14 protein-coding genes are annotated in these 14,234 nt (G+C 73.5%); 9 read left to right on the top strand and 5 right to left on the bottom strand.

All coding sequences use genetic code 11. The features are described 5' to 3' along the window. The first annotated feature begins 18 nt into the window (after positions 1 to 18). Positions 19 to 1,023 carry a DUF5937 family protein gene (locus ACGFQ9_RS20260; protein ID WP_393575314.1) on the top strand — a complete coding sequence of 335 codons (1,005 nt, stop codon included), beginning with the start codon at positions 19 to 21 and terminating at the stop codon, positions 1,021 to 1,023. An 84-nt stretch (positions 1,024 to 1,107) separates the two neighbouring features. After that, positions 1,108 to 2,166, top strand: coding sequence for a glycoside hydrolase family 6 protein (locus ACGFQ9_RS20255; RefSeq protein WP_393575312.1), 1,059 nt, complete (start codon positions 1,108 to 1,110; stop codon positions 2,164 to 2,166). A gap of 1 nt (position 2,167) precedes the next feature. Here the strand turns inward: ACGFQ9_RS20255 and ACGFQ9_RS20250 are convergent, their stop codons facing one another. From ACGFQ9_RS20250 to ACGFQ9_RS20240, 3 genes are all read right to left on the bottom strand, one after another. Continuing rightward, positions 2,168 to 2,503, bottom strand: coding sequence for a hypothetical protein (locus tag ACGFQ9_RS20250; RefSeq protein WP_393575310.1), 336 nt, complete (start codon positions 2,501 to 2,503; stop codon positions 2,168 to 2,170). 135 nt (positions 2,504 to 2,638) lie between these two features. Beyond that, the gene (locus ACGFQ9_RS20245; RefSeq protein ID WP_393575309.1) at positions 2,639 to 2,935 is read right to left on the bottom strand and encodes an MTH1187 family thiamine-binding protein; all 297 of its coding nucleotides are present in this window, start codon (positions 2,933 to 2,935) and stop codon (positions 2,639 to 2,641) included. After that, positions 2,932 to 3,291 carry a DUF3817 domain-containing protein gene (locus tag ACGFQ9_RS20240; RefSeq protein WP_393575308.1) on the bottom strand — a complete coding sequence of 120 codons (360 nt, stop codon included), beginning with the start codon at positions 3,289 to 3,291 and terminating at the stop codon, positions 2,932 to 2,934. The genes ACGFQ9_RS20245 and ACGFQ9_RS20240 overlap by 4 nt, the downstream gene beginning before the upstream one ends. A 162-nt stretch (positions 3,292 to 3,453) precedes the next feature. Here ACGFQ9_RS20240 and ACGFQ9_RS20235 point away from each other — a divergent pair, with 162 nt between their 5' ends. The 5 genes from ACGFQ9_RS20235 (at position 3,454) to ACGFQ9_RS20215 (ending at position 6,401) form a co-directional block, all read left to right on the top strand. Continuing rightward, a complete protein-coding gene (locus ACGFQ9_RS20235; RefSeq protein WP_393575306.1) occupies positions 3,454 to 4,092 on the top strand; it encodes an AIM24 family protein in 639 nt (212 codons plus the stop codon). Next, positions 4,092 to 4,742 (top strand): AIM24 family protein, encoded by a 651-nt coding sequence (locus ACGFQ9_RS20230; protein ID WP_393575305.1) that lies wholly within the window; start codon positions 4,092 to 4,094, stop codon positions 4,740 to 4,742. The genes ACGFQ9_RS20235 and ACGFQ9_RS20230 overlap by 1 nt, the downstream gene beginning before the upstream one ends. Further along, positions 4,739 to 5,647: an AIM24 family protein gene (locus ACGFQ9_RS20225; RefSeq protein WP_393575303.1), complete on the top strand. Its 909-nt coding sequence runs from the start codon at positions 4,739 to 4,741 to the stop codon at positions 5,645 to 5,647. The genes ACGFQ9_RS20230 and ACGFQ9_RS20225 overlap by 4 nt, the downstream gene beginning before the upstream one ends. A gap of 70 nt (positions 5,648 to 5,717) precedes the next feature. Then, a complete protein-coding gene (locus ACGFQ9_RS20220) occupies positions 5,718 to 6,194 on the top strand; it encodes a MarR family winged helix-turn-helix transcriptional regulator (protein ID WP_393575395.1) in 477 nt (158 codons plus the stop codon). 132 nt (positions 6,195 to 6,326) lie between these two features. Continuing rightward, positions 6,327 to 6,401 carry a 50S ribosomal protein bL37 gene (locus tag ACGFQ9_RS20215; RefSeq protein ID WP_373297613.1) on the top strand — a complete coding sequence of 25 codons (75 nt, stop codon included), beginning with the start codon at positions 6,327 to 6,329 and terminating at the stop codon, positions 6,399 to 6,401. 90 nt (positions 6,402 to 6,491) lie between these two features. Here ACGFQ9_RS20215 and meaB read toward each other — a convergent pair whose 3' ends face one another. After that, positions 6,492 to 7,451: a methylmalonyl Co-A mutase-associated GTPase MeaB gene (gene meaB, locus ACGFQ9_RS20210; protein ID WP_393575302.1), complete on the bottom strand. Its 960-nt coding sequence runs from the start codon at positions 7,449 to 7,451 to the stop codon at positions 6,492 to 6,494. 108 nt (positions 7,452 to 7,559) lie between these two features. Continuing rightward, the gene (locus tag ACGFQ9_RS20205) at positions 7,560 to 8,762 is read right to left on the bottom strand and encodes an acetyl-CoA C-acetyltransferase (RefSeq protein WP_393575301.1); all 1,203 of its coding nucleotides are present in this window, start codon (positions 8,760 to 8,762) and stop codon (positions 7,560 to 7,562) included. Positions 8,763 to 8,898: 136 nt separating this feature from the next. Here ACGFQ9_RS20205 and mce point away from each other — a divergent pair, with 136 nt between their 5' ends. Both mce and scy read left to right on the top strand, forming a co-directional pair. Beyond that, positions 8,899 to 9,345: a methylmalonyl-CoA epimerase gene (mce, locus tag ACGFQ9_RS20200; protein ID WP_393575299.1), complete on the top strand. Its 447-nt coding sequence runs from the start codon at positions 8,899 to 8,901 to the stop codon at positions 9,343 to 9,345. A gap of 186 nt (positions 9,346 to 9,531) precedes the next feature. Then, positions 9,532 to 14,121 carry a polarized growth protein Scy gene (gene scy, locus ACGFQ9_RS20195; protein ID WP_393575394.1) on the top strand — a complete coding sequence of 1,530 codons (4,590 nt, stop codon included), beginning with the start codon at positions 9,532 to 9,534 and terminating at the stop codon, positions 14,119 to 14,121. Positions 14,122 to 14,234 lie beyond the last annotated feature (113 nt).

Below are 14,234 nucleotides of genomic sequence, written 5' to 3'. Positions count from 1 at the left end.
TCGCGCCACTGTAGGTGCGTGCCGTACCGCCACCACCTGAATTCCGGCGATCTTCTCCGCTGCCGGTTCGCCATATCGCCCCGCTGGGAGACCCAGGAAGCGGTGCGGGTGCTGCTCCGCCCGGAGCGGCACGGCTACCACCTGCCCTGGATCCGGCGGATCCGGGACGCGGCCCGGGAGCTCGACCTCCGCCCCCTGTGGCTGCTGATGCCGGTCCGCGGGCACAACCCGGACTTCCTCTGGCCGCCGCCGACCGGGCCCGCCGCCACCTTCGAGGAGGAGATGGCGGCGGTCCGCCGGACCGACCCCGAGGCGGCCCGGGAGGACCTGCGCCGCTCCCTGGTGTGCACTCCGGGCGCGCTGGAGAGCCCCATCGGCCGGGCCATGCTGGACGATCCGGCACGTGCCGTACAGGACTTGGCCGATCTCTCGGAAGCGGCCTGGCGGGCCCTGGTGGAACCGGAGTGGCCACGGCTCCGGGCGCTGCTGGAGGCGGACATCGCCTTCCACTCCCGGCGCCTGGCAGCCGGTGGCCTGGCCGCCCTCTTCGACGGCCTGCATCCGGACCTGACCTGGGACGAGGACACCGGCACCCTGACGGTCGACCGCGCGACCCGCTACGACCGCGAACTCGGCGGGCGGGGACTGGTGCTGATGCCGAGCGCCTTCGTCTGGCCGGACGTGGTGGGCGGCTTCGACCCGCCCTGGCAGCCGACCGTGGTGTACCCGGCGCGAGGCGTCGGCGCCCTGTGGGCCCCCTCCGCGGACCGCGCCCCGGACGCGCTGGCCCGGTTGCTGGGCCGGGCGCGCGCCGACGTCCTGTGCGCGCTGCCCGAGCCCGCGTCGACCACGGCCCTCGCCCGCCGCCTCGGCCTGGCGCCGTCGTCCGTCTCCGCCCACCTGAAGGCACTGCACGGCGCGGGCCTGCTGACCCGCCGGCGGGACGGCCGCCACGTGCGGTACGAGCAGTCGGCGCTCGGCACCGCACTGGCCGCCGGGGGTGGCGCCCCGGCGGTGTCGTGACCCGCCGTCACCTGCCCGACATGTCAGGATGGCCCGGTCATGTCCCGGTTACAGGGTCCCAGCCGATCCGTCCCGAGGAAGCTGATGCCAGGCCGTCACTGCCACCGCGCGTTCCTCGCCCCGGCCCTCGCGCCGTTCCTCGCCGCCCTGCTGGCGACGGCCGGCTGCGCCTCCGCCGAGCCCGGTTGGGCCGGCCCGCCGGCTCCGTCCGGGTCCCCGTCCGGGTCCCCGTCCGGTGCCGCGGCGGCCGACGACGCCGGGTCGCCCTTCTGGGTGGACCCGGACACCGACGCCGCCCGCCAGGTAGCCGACTGGGAGGCGCAGGGCCGCAACGGGGACGCGCAGGTCCTCCGGCGCATCTCCGACCGGCCCGCCGCGGTGTGGGCCGCGGCCGGGAACCCTGGGCCGGAGGTCAGCCGGGCCGCCCGCGCCGCCGCGGCGGCCGGGCAGACCCTGGTGGTCGCCGCCCGCAACCTCCCGCACCGGGACTGCGGCCCGCGCCCCGCCGGGGGCGCCCGCGACGCCGGCGCCTACCGGGCCTGGATCACGGCCCTGGCCACCGCCATCGGCCGGACCCGCGCCCTCGTGGTCCTCGAACCGGGTGCCGTCGCGCAGCTCGCCGACGGGTGCACCCCGCCGGCCCGCCACGAGGAGCAGCTGCGCCTGCTCTCCGAGGCGGTGCACCGGCTCAAGCAGAACCCCGGCACCCGGGTCTACCTGGACGCCGGGGACCCCGTCCGGCGGCCCGGCCCGGAGGCGGTGGCCGATCCGCTCCTGAAGGCCGGTCTGGCGCACGCCGACGGCTTCGCCCTGAACACCGGCGGCTTCCAGGACGAGGCGGCCGTCCGTGCCTACGGCGCCCGGCTCTCCCGGGCCACCGGCGGCCGGCACTTCGTCGTCGACACCGGCCGCAACGGCGAAGGCGCCCTCCCCGGCGACCCGGCGGCCGCCTCCTGCAACCCGCCCGGCCGCGCCCTGGGCACCCCGCCCACCGACCGTACGGGCGACCCGCTGGTCGACGCGTACCTGTGGGTCAGGCAGCCGGGCGAGTCCGACGGCACCTGCCGCGGCGGCCCGGCGGCGGGCACCTGGTGGCCGGACTACGCCCTGGGCCTGGCCCGCCGCGCCAAGGACACGCCCTGACTCAGGGGCCCTCGTACTCCCGGTCGTCCACGGGCGCGTCCGGGAGCTGCCGGTCCAGGGATTCCCGGTACCGCACGCAACCGCGCAGGAACCGCGGCCACGGCGGTACGGCCACCTCCGCCTCCATCGGTTCCGGCAGCAGGCCCCACAACTGAGGGTGGTGCCAGCACAGCGCATGGCCCGAGCTGTCCCGGTGCGCCCGGATCGCCGCGCGCAACCGCCGTACCTCCGCCGCCAGCTCGTCCCGGCCCAGCCCGTCCAGGTCACCGTCCGGGTCGCCGTCGAGGTCACCGTCCGGGTGCACGTCCGCCTCCATGGCCGCACCGTAGTCCGGCACCGTCCGCTCCCGCCGAAGGCCCGCCGAAGCCCCGCCGAAGCCCCGCCGACGCGCCCCGCCGCGGCACGCGAGAGCCCCCGGCCCGGGAAGGAGGGCCAGGGGCTCAGCGGACGGAAACGACAGCGGCGGCAGCGGTCAGCCTGCGGCGAGGTGCCGTTCGACCGTGTCCACCTTGGAGGTGATGCCGTCCGTCACGCCGGGGCGGATGTCGGCCTTGAGGATGAAGGACACCCGAGGCGCCCGCTCCTCCACCGCCGCCACCGCGCGCCGGATGACGTCCATCACTTCGTCCCACTCGCCTTCCAGCGTGGTGAACATGGCGTCGGTGCGGTTCGGGAGTCCGGACTCGCGCACCACGCGGACCGCGTCGGCGACGTACTCACCGACCTCTTCACCGACCCCGAGCGGGGTCACCGAGAACGCGACGATCACGCGGCCGCGCCTTCCTTGCCGGCCTCCCGGCGCGCCCGGGCCGCCACCACGCTGTCGGCCTCCTCGCGCTTGAGGAGCTTGTCGCCGTACAGACCGCCGAACGGCAGCAGCGCGAGGACGAAGAACAGCGCGACCTTCTTCACCGGCCACTTGGCCTTGTTCCACACGTCCAGCAGGAAGAGCGCGTAGATGACGAACAGCACGCCGTGGAGGATGCCGAGCGGCATCATCAGGTAGTCGATGTCCGAGATCCGGCTCAGCAGCGAACCGAAGATCAGCAGGGCCGGGAAGGAAAGCGCCTCCGGGACGGAGATGAGGCGCAGCCGGTGCAGGGCGGAGGCGGTCTTTATGTCCACGGAGAACCTTCGGGAGGGCGGCCGGTAGTCCGTACCAGTGTCCCATCCGCTTTGCACGATCTTGACCCGGGGGCCGCTCCCGGCTCGCCCCGGGGACCGGTCCGGGCGTATATCCGCCAAGGGGCCCTGTTCGGTGTCGCCCGCTGCCGATACCGTCTCCCCGTGGCTCAGTTCCGACTCCAAGGCAGCAAGGTGCTCGCCGTCGACCTGACCGGGGATGCCGTCAAAGCGAAGAACGGCTCCATGGTTGCGTACGACGGCCAGATGTCCTTCAAGAAGATGTCCGGCGGCGGTGAGGGCCTGCGCGGCATGGTGACCCGCAGGCTGACCGGCGAACAGATGACCGTGATGGAAGTACAGGGGCATGGCACCTGCTTCTTCGCGGACCGCGCGAGTGAGATCAATCTGGTCAGTCTCCGCGGCGAGAAGCTCTACGTCGAGTCCAGCAACCTGCTGTGCACCGACGCCGGACTCCGCACCGGCACCACCTTCACCGGGCTCCGCGGCGGGGCGACCGGAAATGGCCTGTTCACGACCACCGTCGAGGGCACCGGCCAGGCGGCGATCATGTCCGACGGGCCGGCGGTGGTCCTGCGGGTGAGCGCCCAGTACCCGCTCTCCGTCGACCCGGGCGCCTACATCGCCCACACCGGCAACCTCCAGCAGCACTTCCAGTCGGGTGTGACGTTCCGCACGCTGATGGGCGAGGGCGGCGGCGAGGCGTTCCAGATCCGTTTCGAGGGCGAGGGGCTCGTGTACGTCCAGCCGAGCGAGCGCAACACCATCGGCGGTGACGTCTGATGCCGTTCCGCGAGATCAACTCCAAGATGATCGAGGCCCAGGTGATCCCGGGTCAGCGGCTCTACAGTCAGCGCGGCGCGATGCTCGCCTACCGCGGCGACGTCTCCTTCACCCCGAACCTGACCGGCGGTCAGGGCGGGGTGATGGGCATGATCGGGCGCCGCATCGCCAACGAGCAGACCCCGCTGATGACCGTCGAGGGCAGCGGCACCGTGATGTTCGGCCACGGCGGCCACCACATCCAGGTGATCAGCCTCCAGGGCGAGACCCTCTACGTCGAGGCCGACCGGCTGCTCGCCTTCGACGGCACGCTCCAGCAGGGCACCATGTTCATGGGCTCGCAGGGCGGCGTCATGGGCATGGTCCGCGGCCAGGTCACCGGCCAGGGCCTGTTCACCACGACCCTCCAGGGCCACGGCTCGGTGGCCGTGATGGCCCACGGCGGGGTCATCGAGCTCCCGATCACCCCGCAGCGCCCGGTCCACGTCGACCCCCAGGCGTACGTGGCCCACCACGGCGACGTGCGCAACAAGCTGTCCACGGCGCTGGGCTGGCGCGACATGGTGGGCCGCGGTTCGGGCGAGGCGTTCCAGCTGGAGCTGTCCGGCCAGGGCGCGGTGTACGTACAGGCATCGGAGGAGAAGCTGTGACGTTCGGACCCCCCATGGACGGCTACGGAGCCGGCCCGTACGGCGCCGGCGCCCCGGCACCGGGCGGCTACGGACCGGGCGCCACGCTGCCCGGCGCCCCGGCGCCCGCGGGCCCGGCCGGCCCGACGGTCCTGGACCCCTACGCGCTCCCCTCCGACGACAACGTCAACGCGTACACCTTCTGCGTGGAACTCAAGGGCAGCCAGTGGTTCCTGCAGAAGGGCAAGATGATCGCCTATTACGGGCAGATCGAGTTCAACGGCATCGGACACGGCCGCTTCCAGGGGCTGCTGCGCTCCAGCTTCCACTCGCCGCTGCACGCCGCCGACTGGGTGGTGGCCGAGGGCCAGGGCAAGATGCTCCTCGCCGACCGGGCCTTCGACGTGAACTCGTACGACCTGGAGGACGGCAACCTCACGATCCGCTCCGGGAACCTGCTGGCCTACCAGCCCACCCTGGCGCTCAAGCAGTCGATCGTCCCGGGCTTCCTGACCCTGATCGGAACCGGGAAGTTCGTGGCGGCGTCCAACGGTCCGGTGGTCTTCATGGAGCCGCCGCTGCGGGTCGACCCGCAGGCCCTGGTGGGCTGGGCCGACTGCCCCTCCCCCTGCCACCACTACGACCACGGCTACATGGCCGGTGTGATGGGGGGTCTGCGTCAGCTGGCCGGGATCGGCGGCGCCTCCGGCGAGGAGCACCAGTTCGAGTTCGTGGGGGCCGGTACGGTCCTGCTGCAGTCCACGGAGATGCTCATGGCGGAGCAGCCGGTGGGCACGGTCGGCGCGGAGCCGGGTGTGCCGGGTCACGGGCCGTACGCCCAGGGCGGGCACGGCCAGCAGGGGCAGACGGGGATCCCCCGGATGCCGGGGCAGCTGGGCGACCTGCAGCGCCGCTTCGGTCTCTGAAAACCGGACTCGGATCGTCCTAATTTTGTACGTAATTCAACTTCTTAGGTAGAGTTCTTTCATGGACACGATGGAGACCGAGACGGCCACGCGCTGGCTGACCGATGCCGAGCAGTGCGCCTGGCGCACCCATCTGGACGTCAGCAGGCTGCTGATGCACCAGCTGGAAAAGGATCTCCAGCCCTTCGGACTCACCAACAACGACTACGAGATCCTCGTGAACCTCTCGGAGTCGGAGGGGCACCGGATGCGGATGAGCGACCTCGCGACCGCGACGCTGCAGTCCAAGAGCCGGCTGTCCCACCAGATCACCCGCATGGAGACGGCGGGCCTGGTCCGGCGGGTGAACTGCGAGTCCGACCGGCGGGGCCTGTACGCGGTGCTGACGGACGAGGGCATGGAGACGATGCGGAAGGTCGCGCCGCACCACGTGGCGTCCGTCCGCGAGCACTTCATCGACCTGCTCACCCCGGAGGCGCTGACCGCGCTGCACGCCTCGCTGACGCCGGTCGCGGAGCACCTGCGCGGCCACCGCGGCAAGCCGTAGCCGCGCCGGGGCACGGCCTTCCGGGCGCCTCCGGGCCCGGGCCGGGCGTGGGTCCGACTCCCCGAGCGGGGATCCGGGCCCACGCCTAGACTGGCGTACGCCCGATTTGCCCCGATACCGGGAGGCCCCACCATGTCCAAGCGCGGCAACAAGCGGCGGGCCCGCAAGAAGAAGGGCGCGAACCACGGCAAGCGCCCCAACGCCTGAACCGCCCGCGCGGGCCGGATCGCAGTGCGATCCGGCCCGCGCGGCGCTTCCGGACGGGCTCCGCGCAGCGGGCCCGGACGCCCGCCGGGCTCAGCTCTCGGTAAGGGTGGCCAGGAGGGTGTCGGACGCCGTGTACGGGTCCAGCTCGCCCGCAGCGACGCGAGTCGCGAGGCCGGCCAGGTGCGCGTCCCCGTGCACGTCCGCCAGCCGCGACCGCAGGGCCGTGATCGCGATCGTCTCGATCTCCCGCGCCGCCCGGGCGGCCCGCCGCTCGGCCAGCACGCCCCGCTCGTCCATCCAGGCGCGGTGCTTCTCCAGGGCCTCCACGACCTCGTCGACGCCCTCCGCCCGGGCCGCGACCGTCTTGATGATCGGCGGCCGCCAGTCCCCCGCCCCGCGCGCCTCGCCCAGCCCCAGCATGTGGTTCAGCTCCCGGGCCGTGGCGTCCGCGCCGTCCCGGTCCGCCTTGTTCACCACGTAGACGTCGCCGATCTCCAGGATGCCCGCCTTGGCGGCCTGGATCCCGTCGCCCATGCCCGGTGCCAGCAGCACCACGCAGGTGTCCGCCTGGGCCGCGATCTCGACCTCGGACTGGCCCACGCCCACCGTCTCGACCAGGATCACGTCGCAGCCCGCCGCGTCCAGCACCCGGATCGCCTGCGGCGCGGCCCAGGACAGTCCGCCCAGGTGGCCGCGGGTGGCCATCGAGCGGATGTACACGCCGGGGTCCGAGGCGTGGTCGGACATCCGGACCCGGTCGCCGAGCAGCGCACCGCCCGAGAACGGCGAGGACGGGTCCACCGCCAGCACCCCGACCCGCTTCCCGGCCCGGCGGTACGCCGTCACCAGCGCCGAGGTCGACGTCGACTTGCCGACGCCGGGCGAGCCCGTGAGGCCCACCACGTACGCCCCTCCGGTGAGCGGGGCCAGGGCCGCCATCACCTCGCGGAGCTGCGGGGACGCCCCCTCCACCAGTGAGATCAGCCGGGCGACCGCCCTCGGCCTCCCCTCACGGGCCTGGGCCACCAGCTGGGGGACGTCCACCGTCATACGTGCTGCGCTCCTCGGTTCGCGTTCGCTTTTCGGGTACCGCTACGGGCGTGACCCCGGCCGGGGGCGGGCGCCGGACCCCCTGGTCCGGCGCCCGCACCGCCGACGTCAGGACGTGGGCACCCGCACGATCAGCGCGTCGCCCTGCCCGCCGCCGCCGCACAGCGCGGCCGCGCCGACGCCGCCGCCGCGCCGCTTCAGCTCCAGCGCCAGGTGCAGGACCACGCGGGCGCCGGACATGCCGATGGGGTGTCCCAGGGCGATCGCGCCACCGTTGACGTTCACCTTTTCCGGGGTCACGCCCAGATCCTTCATTGACTGGACCGCGACCGCGGCGAACGCCTCGTTGATCTCGATCAGGTCCAGGTCGGCGACCTCCAGGCCCTCCTTCTTCAGGGCGTGGGCGATCGCGTTCGACGGCTGGGACTGGAGCGAGTTGTCCGGGCCGGCCACGTTGCCGTGGGCGCCGATCTCGGCGATCCACTCCAGGCCCAGCTCCTCGGCCTTGGCCTTGCTCATCACGACCACCGCGGCGGCGCCGTCGGAGATCTGCGAGGAGGTGCCGGCCGTGATCGTGCCGTCCTTGGCGAAGGCCGGGCGGAGCTTGCCCAGGGACTCCGCCGTGGTCTCCGGGCGGATGCCCTCGTCGGAGGCGAAGAGCACCGGGTCGCCCTTGCGCTGCGGGATCTCGACCGGGGTGATCTCGGCCTCGAAGATCCCGTTCTTCTGGGCGGCCGCCGCGCGCTGGTGCGAGAGCGCCGCGAACTCGTCCTGCGGGCCGCGCTCGATGCCGAGGCGGGCGTTGTGCTTCTCCGTGGACTCGCCCATCGCGATGCCCTCGAAGGCGTCGGTCAGGCCGTCGTACGCCATCGCGTCGAGCATCTCGACGGCGCCGTACTTGTAGCCCTCACGGGTCTTGGGCAGCAGGTGCGGGGCGTTGGTCATGGACTCCTGGCCGCCCGCGACCACGATGTCGAACTCACCGGCGCGGATCAGCTGGTCGGCCAGCGCGATCGCGTCCAGGCCCGAGAGGCACACCTTGTTGATGGTCAGCGCGGGAACGTTCATGGGGATCCCGGCCTTGACCGCGGCCTGGCGGGCGGGGATCTGGCCCGCGCCGGCCTGCAGCACCTGGCCCATGATCACGTACTGCACCTGGTCGCCGGAGATCCCGGCCCGGTCCAGTGCGGCCTTGATGGCGAAACCGCCGAGGTCGGCACCCGAGAAGGACTTGAGCGAGCCCAGCAGGCGTCCCATGGGCGTGCGGGCCCCTGCGACGATCACTGAAGTGGTGTGGTTCGTTCCGGACATGAGGCACAGCCCCTTGGATGAGGAGTGAACGAGGGTTCACACGAATGTACTGAGCGGTACCGGTGGCCGTCACCGGGCCGTCGGTGTGATCGCGCGCACGTTGCGTAACCGGGCCCCGTGGCAGTGCACTGGACCCATGCTGACAAGAATCGACCACATCGGGATCGCCTGCTTCGACCTCGACAAGACTGTCGAGTTCTACCGTGCCACGTACGGATTCGAGGTGTTCCACTCCGAGGTCAACGAGGAGCAGGGCGTCCGCGAGGCCATGCTCAGGATCAACGGGACCTCCGACGGCGGCGCCTCCTACATCCAGCTCCTGGAGCCCACCCGCGAGGACTCCACCGTCGCGAAGTGGCTGGACAAGAACGGTGAGGGCGTCCACCACATCGCCTTCGGCACCGAGGACGTCACGGCCGACTCCGAGGCCATCCGCGGCAAGGGCGTCCGGGTCCTCTACGACCAGCCCCGCACCGGCTCCATGGGCTCGAAGATCACCTTCCTGCACCCCAAGGACTGCCACGGAGTCCTCACCGAACTGGTCACTTCCGATCCCGCGCAGTCCGAGCACCCGGAGCACTGACCTCCCCCGTATCCCCGGCCGGTAGAGTGACCGTTGGCTCGGCCGGGGTTTCGGTGCGGAGGGGGTCGGGTGCTATGACCCCTGCCCCGGCATCTGACACCATATTTCCCCGGGGGCGCCGTTCAGCGGGCGGACGGTGCTCAATTGGGAGTGAGCTTGCGACCAGGGGACGGATGGGACCGCGCCGTGCGGGGCTACGAACGCCAGGAGAGCCATCAGGCTGAGGCCGACCATCTCTCGCGCTTCGAGGCCGAGATGGAGCGGCTGAAGAAGGAGCGCGAGAAGGCCGTCCAGCACGCCGAGGACCTGGGCTACCAGGTCGAGGTGCTGCGGGCCAAGCTCCACGAGGTGCGTCGCGCACTCGCGTCCCGCCCCGCCTACAACGGCCAGGACATCGGCTACCAGGCCGAGCAGATGCTGCGCGAGGCGCAGCTCCAGGCCGACCAGATGCGTTCCGACGCCGAGCGCGAGATGCGCGAGGCCCGGGCCCAGACCCAGCGCATCCTGCAGGAGCACGCCGAGCACCAGGCCCGTCTGCAAGCCGAACTGCACTCCGAGGCGGTCAGCCGCCGCCAGCGGCTGGACCAGGAGCTCAACGAGCGCCGGCAGACCGTCGAGGCGCACGTCAACGAGAACGTGGCCTGGGCCGAGCAGCTGCGCGCCCGTACGGAGTCCCAGGCGCGCCGGCTCATGGAGGAGTCCCGCGCCGAGGCCGAGCAGGCCCTGAGCGCGGCCCGCGCCGAGGCCGCCCGGGTCGCCGAGGAGACCCGGCGCCGGCTCGCCGAGGCCTCCGAGGCCGGCCGGGCCGAGGCCGAGGCCACCCTGCTGCGCGCCCGCAAGGAGGCCGAGCGGCTGCTGGCCGCCGCCTCCTCGCAGGCCCAGGAGGCCACCGACCACGCCGAGCGGCTGCGCTCCGCCGCCAGCGCCGAGTCCGAGCAGACCCGGCAGCAGACCCTCGACCTCGGCCGGGTCGCCGACCAGCGGGTCCAGGAGGCCGAGGGCGCGCTCCGCGAGGCCCGCGCCGAGGCCGAGAAGCTGCTCGCCGACGCCAAGGAGTCCGCTTCCAAGCAGGTGGCCTCCGCCGAGTCGGTCAACGAGCAGCGCACCCGCACCGCCAAGGAGCAGGTCGCGCGACTGGTCACCGAGGCCACCAAGGAGGCCGAGGCCCTCAAGGCGGAGGCGGAGCAGTCGCTCGCCGACGCCCGCGCCGAGGCCGAGCGGCTGCGCGCCGAGGCCGGCGAGGAGGCCCGTACGGCCGCCGCCGAGGACACCGCCGCACAGCTCGCCAAGGCGGCCCGGACCGCCGAGGACATCCTCAACAAGGCGTCCGAGGACGCCAGGGCCACCACCCGGGCCGCGACCGAGGAGGCCGAGCGGGTCCGCCGCGAGGCGGAGGCCGAGGCCGAGCGGCTGCACGCACAGGCCGCCACCAGCGCCGAGCAGCTCAAGGGCGCCGCCAAGGACGACACCGCCGAGTACCGGGCCAAGACCGTCGAGCTCCAGGAGGAGGCGCGGCGGCTGCGCGGCGAGGCCGAGCAGCTGCGTGCCGAGGCCGTCGCCGAGGGCGAGCGGATCCGCGGCGAGGCCCGCCGCGAGGCCGTCACCCAGATCGAGGAGGCGGCCAAGACCGCCGAGGAGCTGCTCAGCAAGGCCAAGGCGGACGCCGACGAGCTGCGCCGCGGCGCCGGTGCGGAGAGCGAGCGGGTCCGTGCCGAGGCCATCGAGCGGGCCCAGACCCTGCGCGCCCAGGCCGAGGAGACCCTGGAGCGCACCCGCGCCGAGGCCGAGCGGCTGCGCACCGAGGCCGAGGAGGCCGCCGAGGCGCTGCGCACCGAGACCGACACCGCGCTGCGCGAGCGGCGCGAGGAGGCGGACCGGGCGCTGGCCGCCCGCCGGGCCGAGGCCGGCACCGAACTGGCCCGGCTGCAGGAGGAGGCGGAGGCACGGCTGACCACGGCCGAGCAGACGCTGCGCGACGCGCGCGCCGCCGCCGAGACCATCCGCCGCGAGACCACCGAGGAGAACGACCGGCTGCGGGCCGAGTCGGCCGAGCGGATCCGCACCCTGCAGTCGCAGTCGGAGGCCGAGGCCGACCAGCTGCGCACCGATGCGGCGGAGGACGCCGGCCGGGTCCGGGCGGAGGCCGAGCAGGTCGCCGTACGGCTGACCGGTGAGGCCGAGGCCGAGGCCGAGCGGGTGCGTGCCGAGGCCCAGGACACCGCCGACCGGCTGCGCGCCGAGGCGAAGGCGGCCGCCGAGCGGGTCGCCGAGGAGGCCGCCGAGGCCCTCGCCGCCGCGCAGGACGAGGCCGCGCGCCGCCGCCGGGAGGCCGAGGAGACCCTGACCGGTGCCCGCGAGGAGGCCGGCAGCGAGCGCGCCCAGGCCCGCGAGCAGAGCGAGGAGCTCCTCGCGGCGGCCCGCAAGCGCACCGAGGAGGCACAGGCCGAGGCGACCCGGCTGGTCGAGGAGGCGGACCGGCGGGCCGCCGAGCTGGTGGCGGCCGCGGAGACCACCGCCCGCGAGGTGCGGGAGTCCGTGTCCGGCCTGCGCGAGGAGGCCGAGGAGGAGATCACCGGGCTGCGCAGCGCCGCCGAGCACGCCGCGGAGCGCACCCGGACCGAGGCACAGGAGGAGGCGGACCGGCTCCGCTCCGACGCGCACGCGGAGCGGGAGCGGGCCGGCGAGGACGCCGCCCGGATCCGCACCGAGGCGAAGTCGGAGACGGACGCGGCGAAGGCGCTGGCCGAGCGCACCGTCGCGGACGCCATCGCCGAGGCCGAGCAGCTGCGTACGGACACCGGCGAGTACGCGCAGCGGGTGCGTACGGAGGCGACGGACGCGCTGGCCGCGGCCGAGCGGGACGCGGCCCGGACCCGGGCGGACGCCCGTGAGGACGCCAACCGCATCCGCAGCGACGCCGCGGTCTCGCTGGAGGAGTCCCGCGCGGAGGGCCTGCGGATCACGGCCGAGGCGACCGCGGAGGCGGAGCGGCTGACCGCGGAGACCCGTACGGCCAACGAGGCCACGGTCGGCGAGGCCACCGCCGAGGCGGAGCGGATCACCGCCGAGGCCGCGGAGGCCGCCGAGGCCACCCGGGCCGAGGCCGCCGGCACCCTGGACGAGGCGCGCGCCGAGGGCAACCGGCTGCGCACCGAGGCCGCCGAGCAGGCCGACCGGCTCATCACCGAGGCCGCCGGCGAAGCCGAGCGGCTGGTCGAGGAGACCCGCAAGGACAACGAACGCACCGTCGGCGAGGCCGCCGCGGAGGCCGAGCGGCTCACCACCGAGGCGGAGGCGCTCACCGCGAAGGCGGCCGAGACGCTGGCCGGTGCCGAGCGGGACGGCGCACGCACCCTGGACGAGGCGCGGGCCGAGGGCGAGCGGCTGATCGCCGAGGCCACCGCCGAGACCGAGCGGATGACGGCCGAGACCCGTGCGGCCAACGACCGTACGGTCGGCGAGGCGACCGAGCGGGCCGAGGCCCTCAAGGCCGTGGCCGAGCGGATCCTCGACGACGCCCGTACCGAGGGCGGCCGGATCATCGGCGAGGCCACCGCCGAGGCCGAGCGGGTCACCGCCGCGGCCTCCGAGACCCTGGCCGCCGCCGAGCGCGAGTCCGAGCAGACCATGGACGAGGCGCGCGCCGAGGGCAACCGGCTGCGCACCGAGGCCGCCGAGCAGGCCGACCGGCTCATCACCGAGGCCGCCGGCGAAGCCGAGCGGCTGGTCGAGGAGACCCGCAAGGACAACGAACGCACCGTCGGCGAGGCCGCCGCGGAGGCCGAGCGGCTGCGCGCCGAGGCGTCCGAGGCGCTGTCCTCGGCGCAGGAGCACGCCACCCGCACCCGGTCGGAGGCCGAGCGGGTCAAGTCGGAAGCGGCGACCGACGCCGAGCGGACCCGCAACGAGGCCCGCGAGGAGTCCGAGCGGCTGCTCGACGATGCCCGGGAGGCGGCGAACAAGCGCCGTACCGAGGCCGCCGAGCAGGTCGACCGGCTCATCTCGGAGTCCGTCGCGGAGGCGGAGAAGCTCACCGCCGACGCGCAGAAGCAGGCGCTCGCCGCGACCACCGCGGCCGAGGAGCAGGCGGACACGATGGTGGACGCGGCCCGGAAGGAGGCCGCCCGGATCACCTCGGAGGCCACCGTCGAGGGCAACCTGACGGTGGAGAAGGCCCGTACGGACGCCGACGAGCTGCTGGTCGGCGCGCGCACGGACGCGGCCGCCATAAGGGAGCGGGTGGAGGAGCTCCGCGGCCGGGTCGAGTCCGAGGTGGAGGAGCTGCACGAGCGGGCCCGCCGGGAGACGGCGGAGCAGATGAAGTCGGCCGGCGAGCGGGTCGACAAGCTGGTGAAGGCCGCCACCGAGCAGAGCGCCGAGGCCGAGGCGAAGGCCAAGGAGCTGGTTTCGGACGCCAGCAGCGAGGCGTCGAAGGTACGTATCGCCGCGGTACGCAAGGCCGAGCAGCTGCTGAAGGAGGCCGAGCAGAAGAAGGCCGACCTGTCGCGCGAGGCCGAGGAGGTCCTGGAACGGGCCAAGGCCGAGGCCGAACGCCTGGTCGAGGAGGGTCGTCGGGAACTGGACGTTCTCGTCCGCCGCCGGGAGGACATTCAGGCGGAGATCTCCCGTGTCCAGGATGTGCTTGAGGCGTTGGAATCATTCGAGGCGCCTGCAAATGGCGGAAAGTCATCGGTGGGAAGCCAGGGCTCCGGTGGAGTGAAGGCGGGAGCGGCAGCAGGTTCCACTCGTTCGGGTGGCAAGTCGTCAGAGGGGTAGCGAACTGACACCGAGGTGTGCTCCTGATGGGACTTCAGGCGAACGGCGGACAAGCATTCCGTCGCCTTGCCACTCAAAAGGGGTGTCATTGTCCAGATCAAACTGGGATTGAC

The organism is Streptomyces sp. NPDC048603 (assembly GCF_043199475.1).
Lineage (GTDB): Bacteria > Actinomycetota > Actinomycetes > Streptomycetales > Streptomycetaceae > Streptomyces.
The sequence above is the reverse complement of the archived record's forward strand: the minus strand, read 5'-3'. Positions and strand labels throughout refer to the sequence as shown.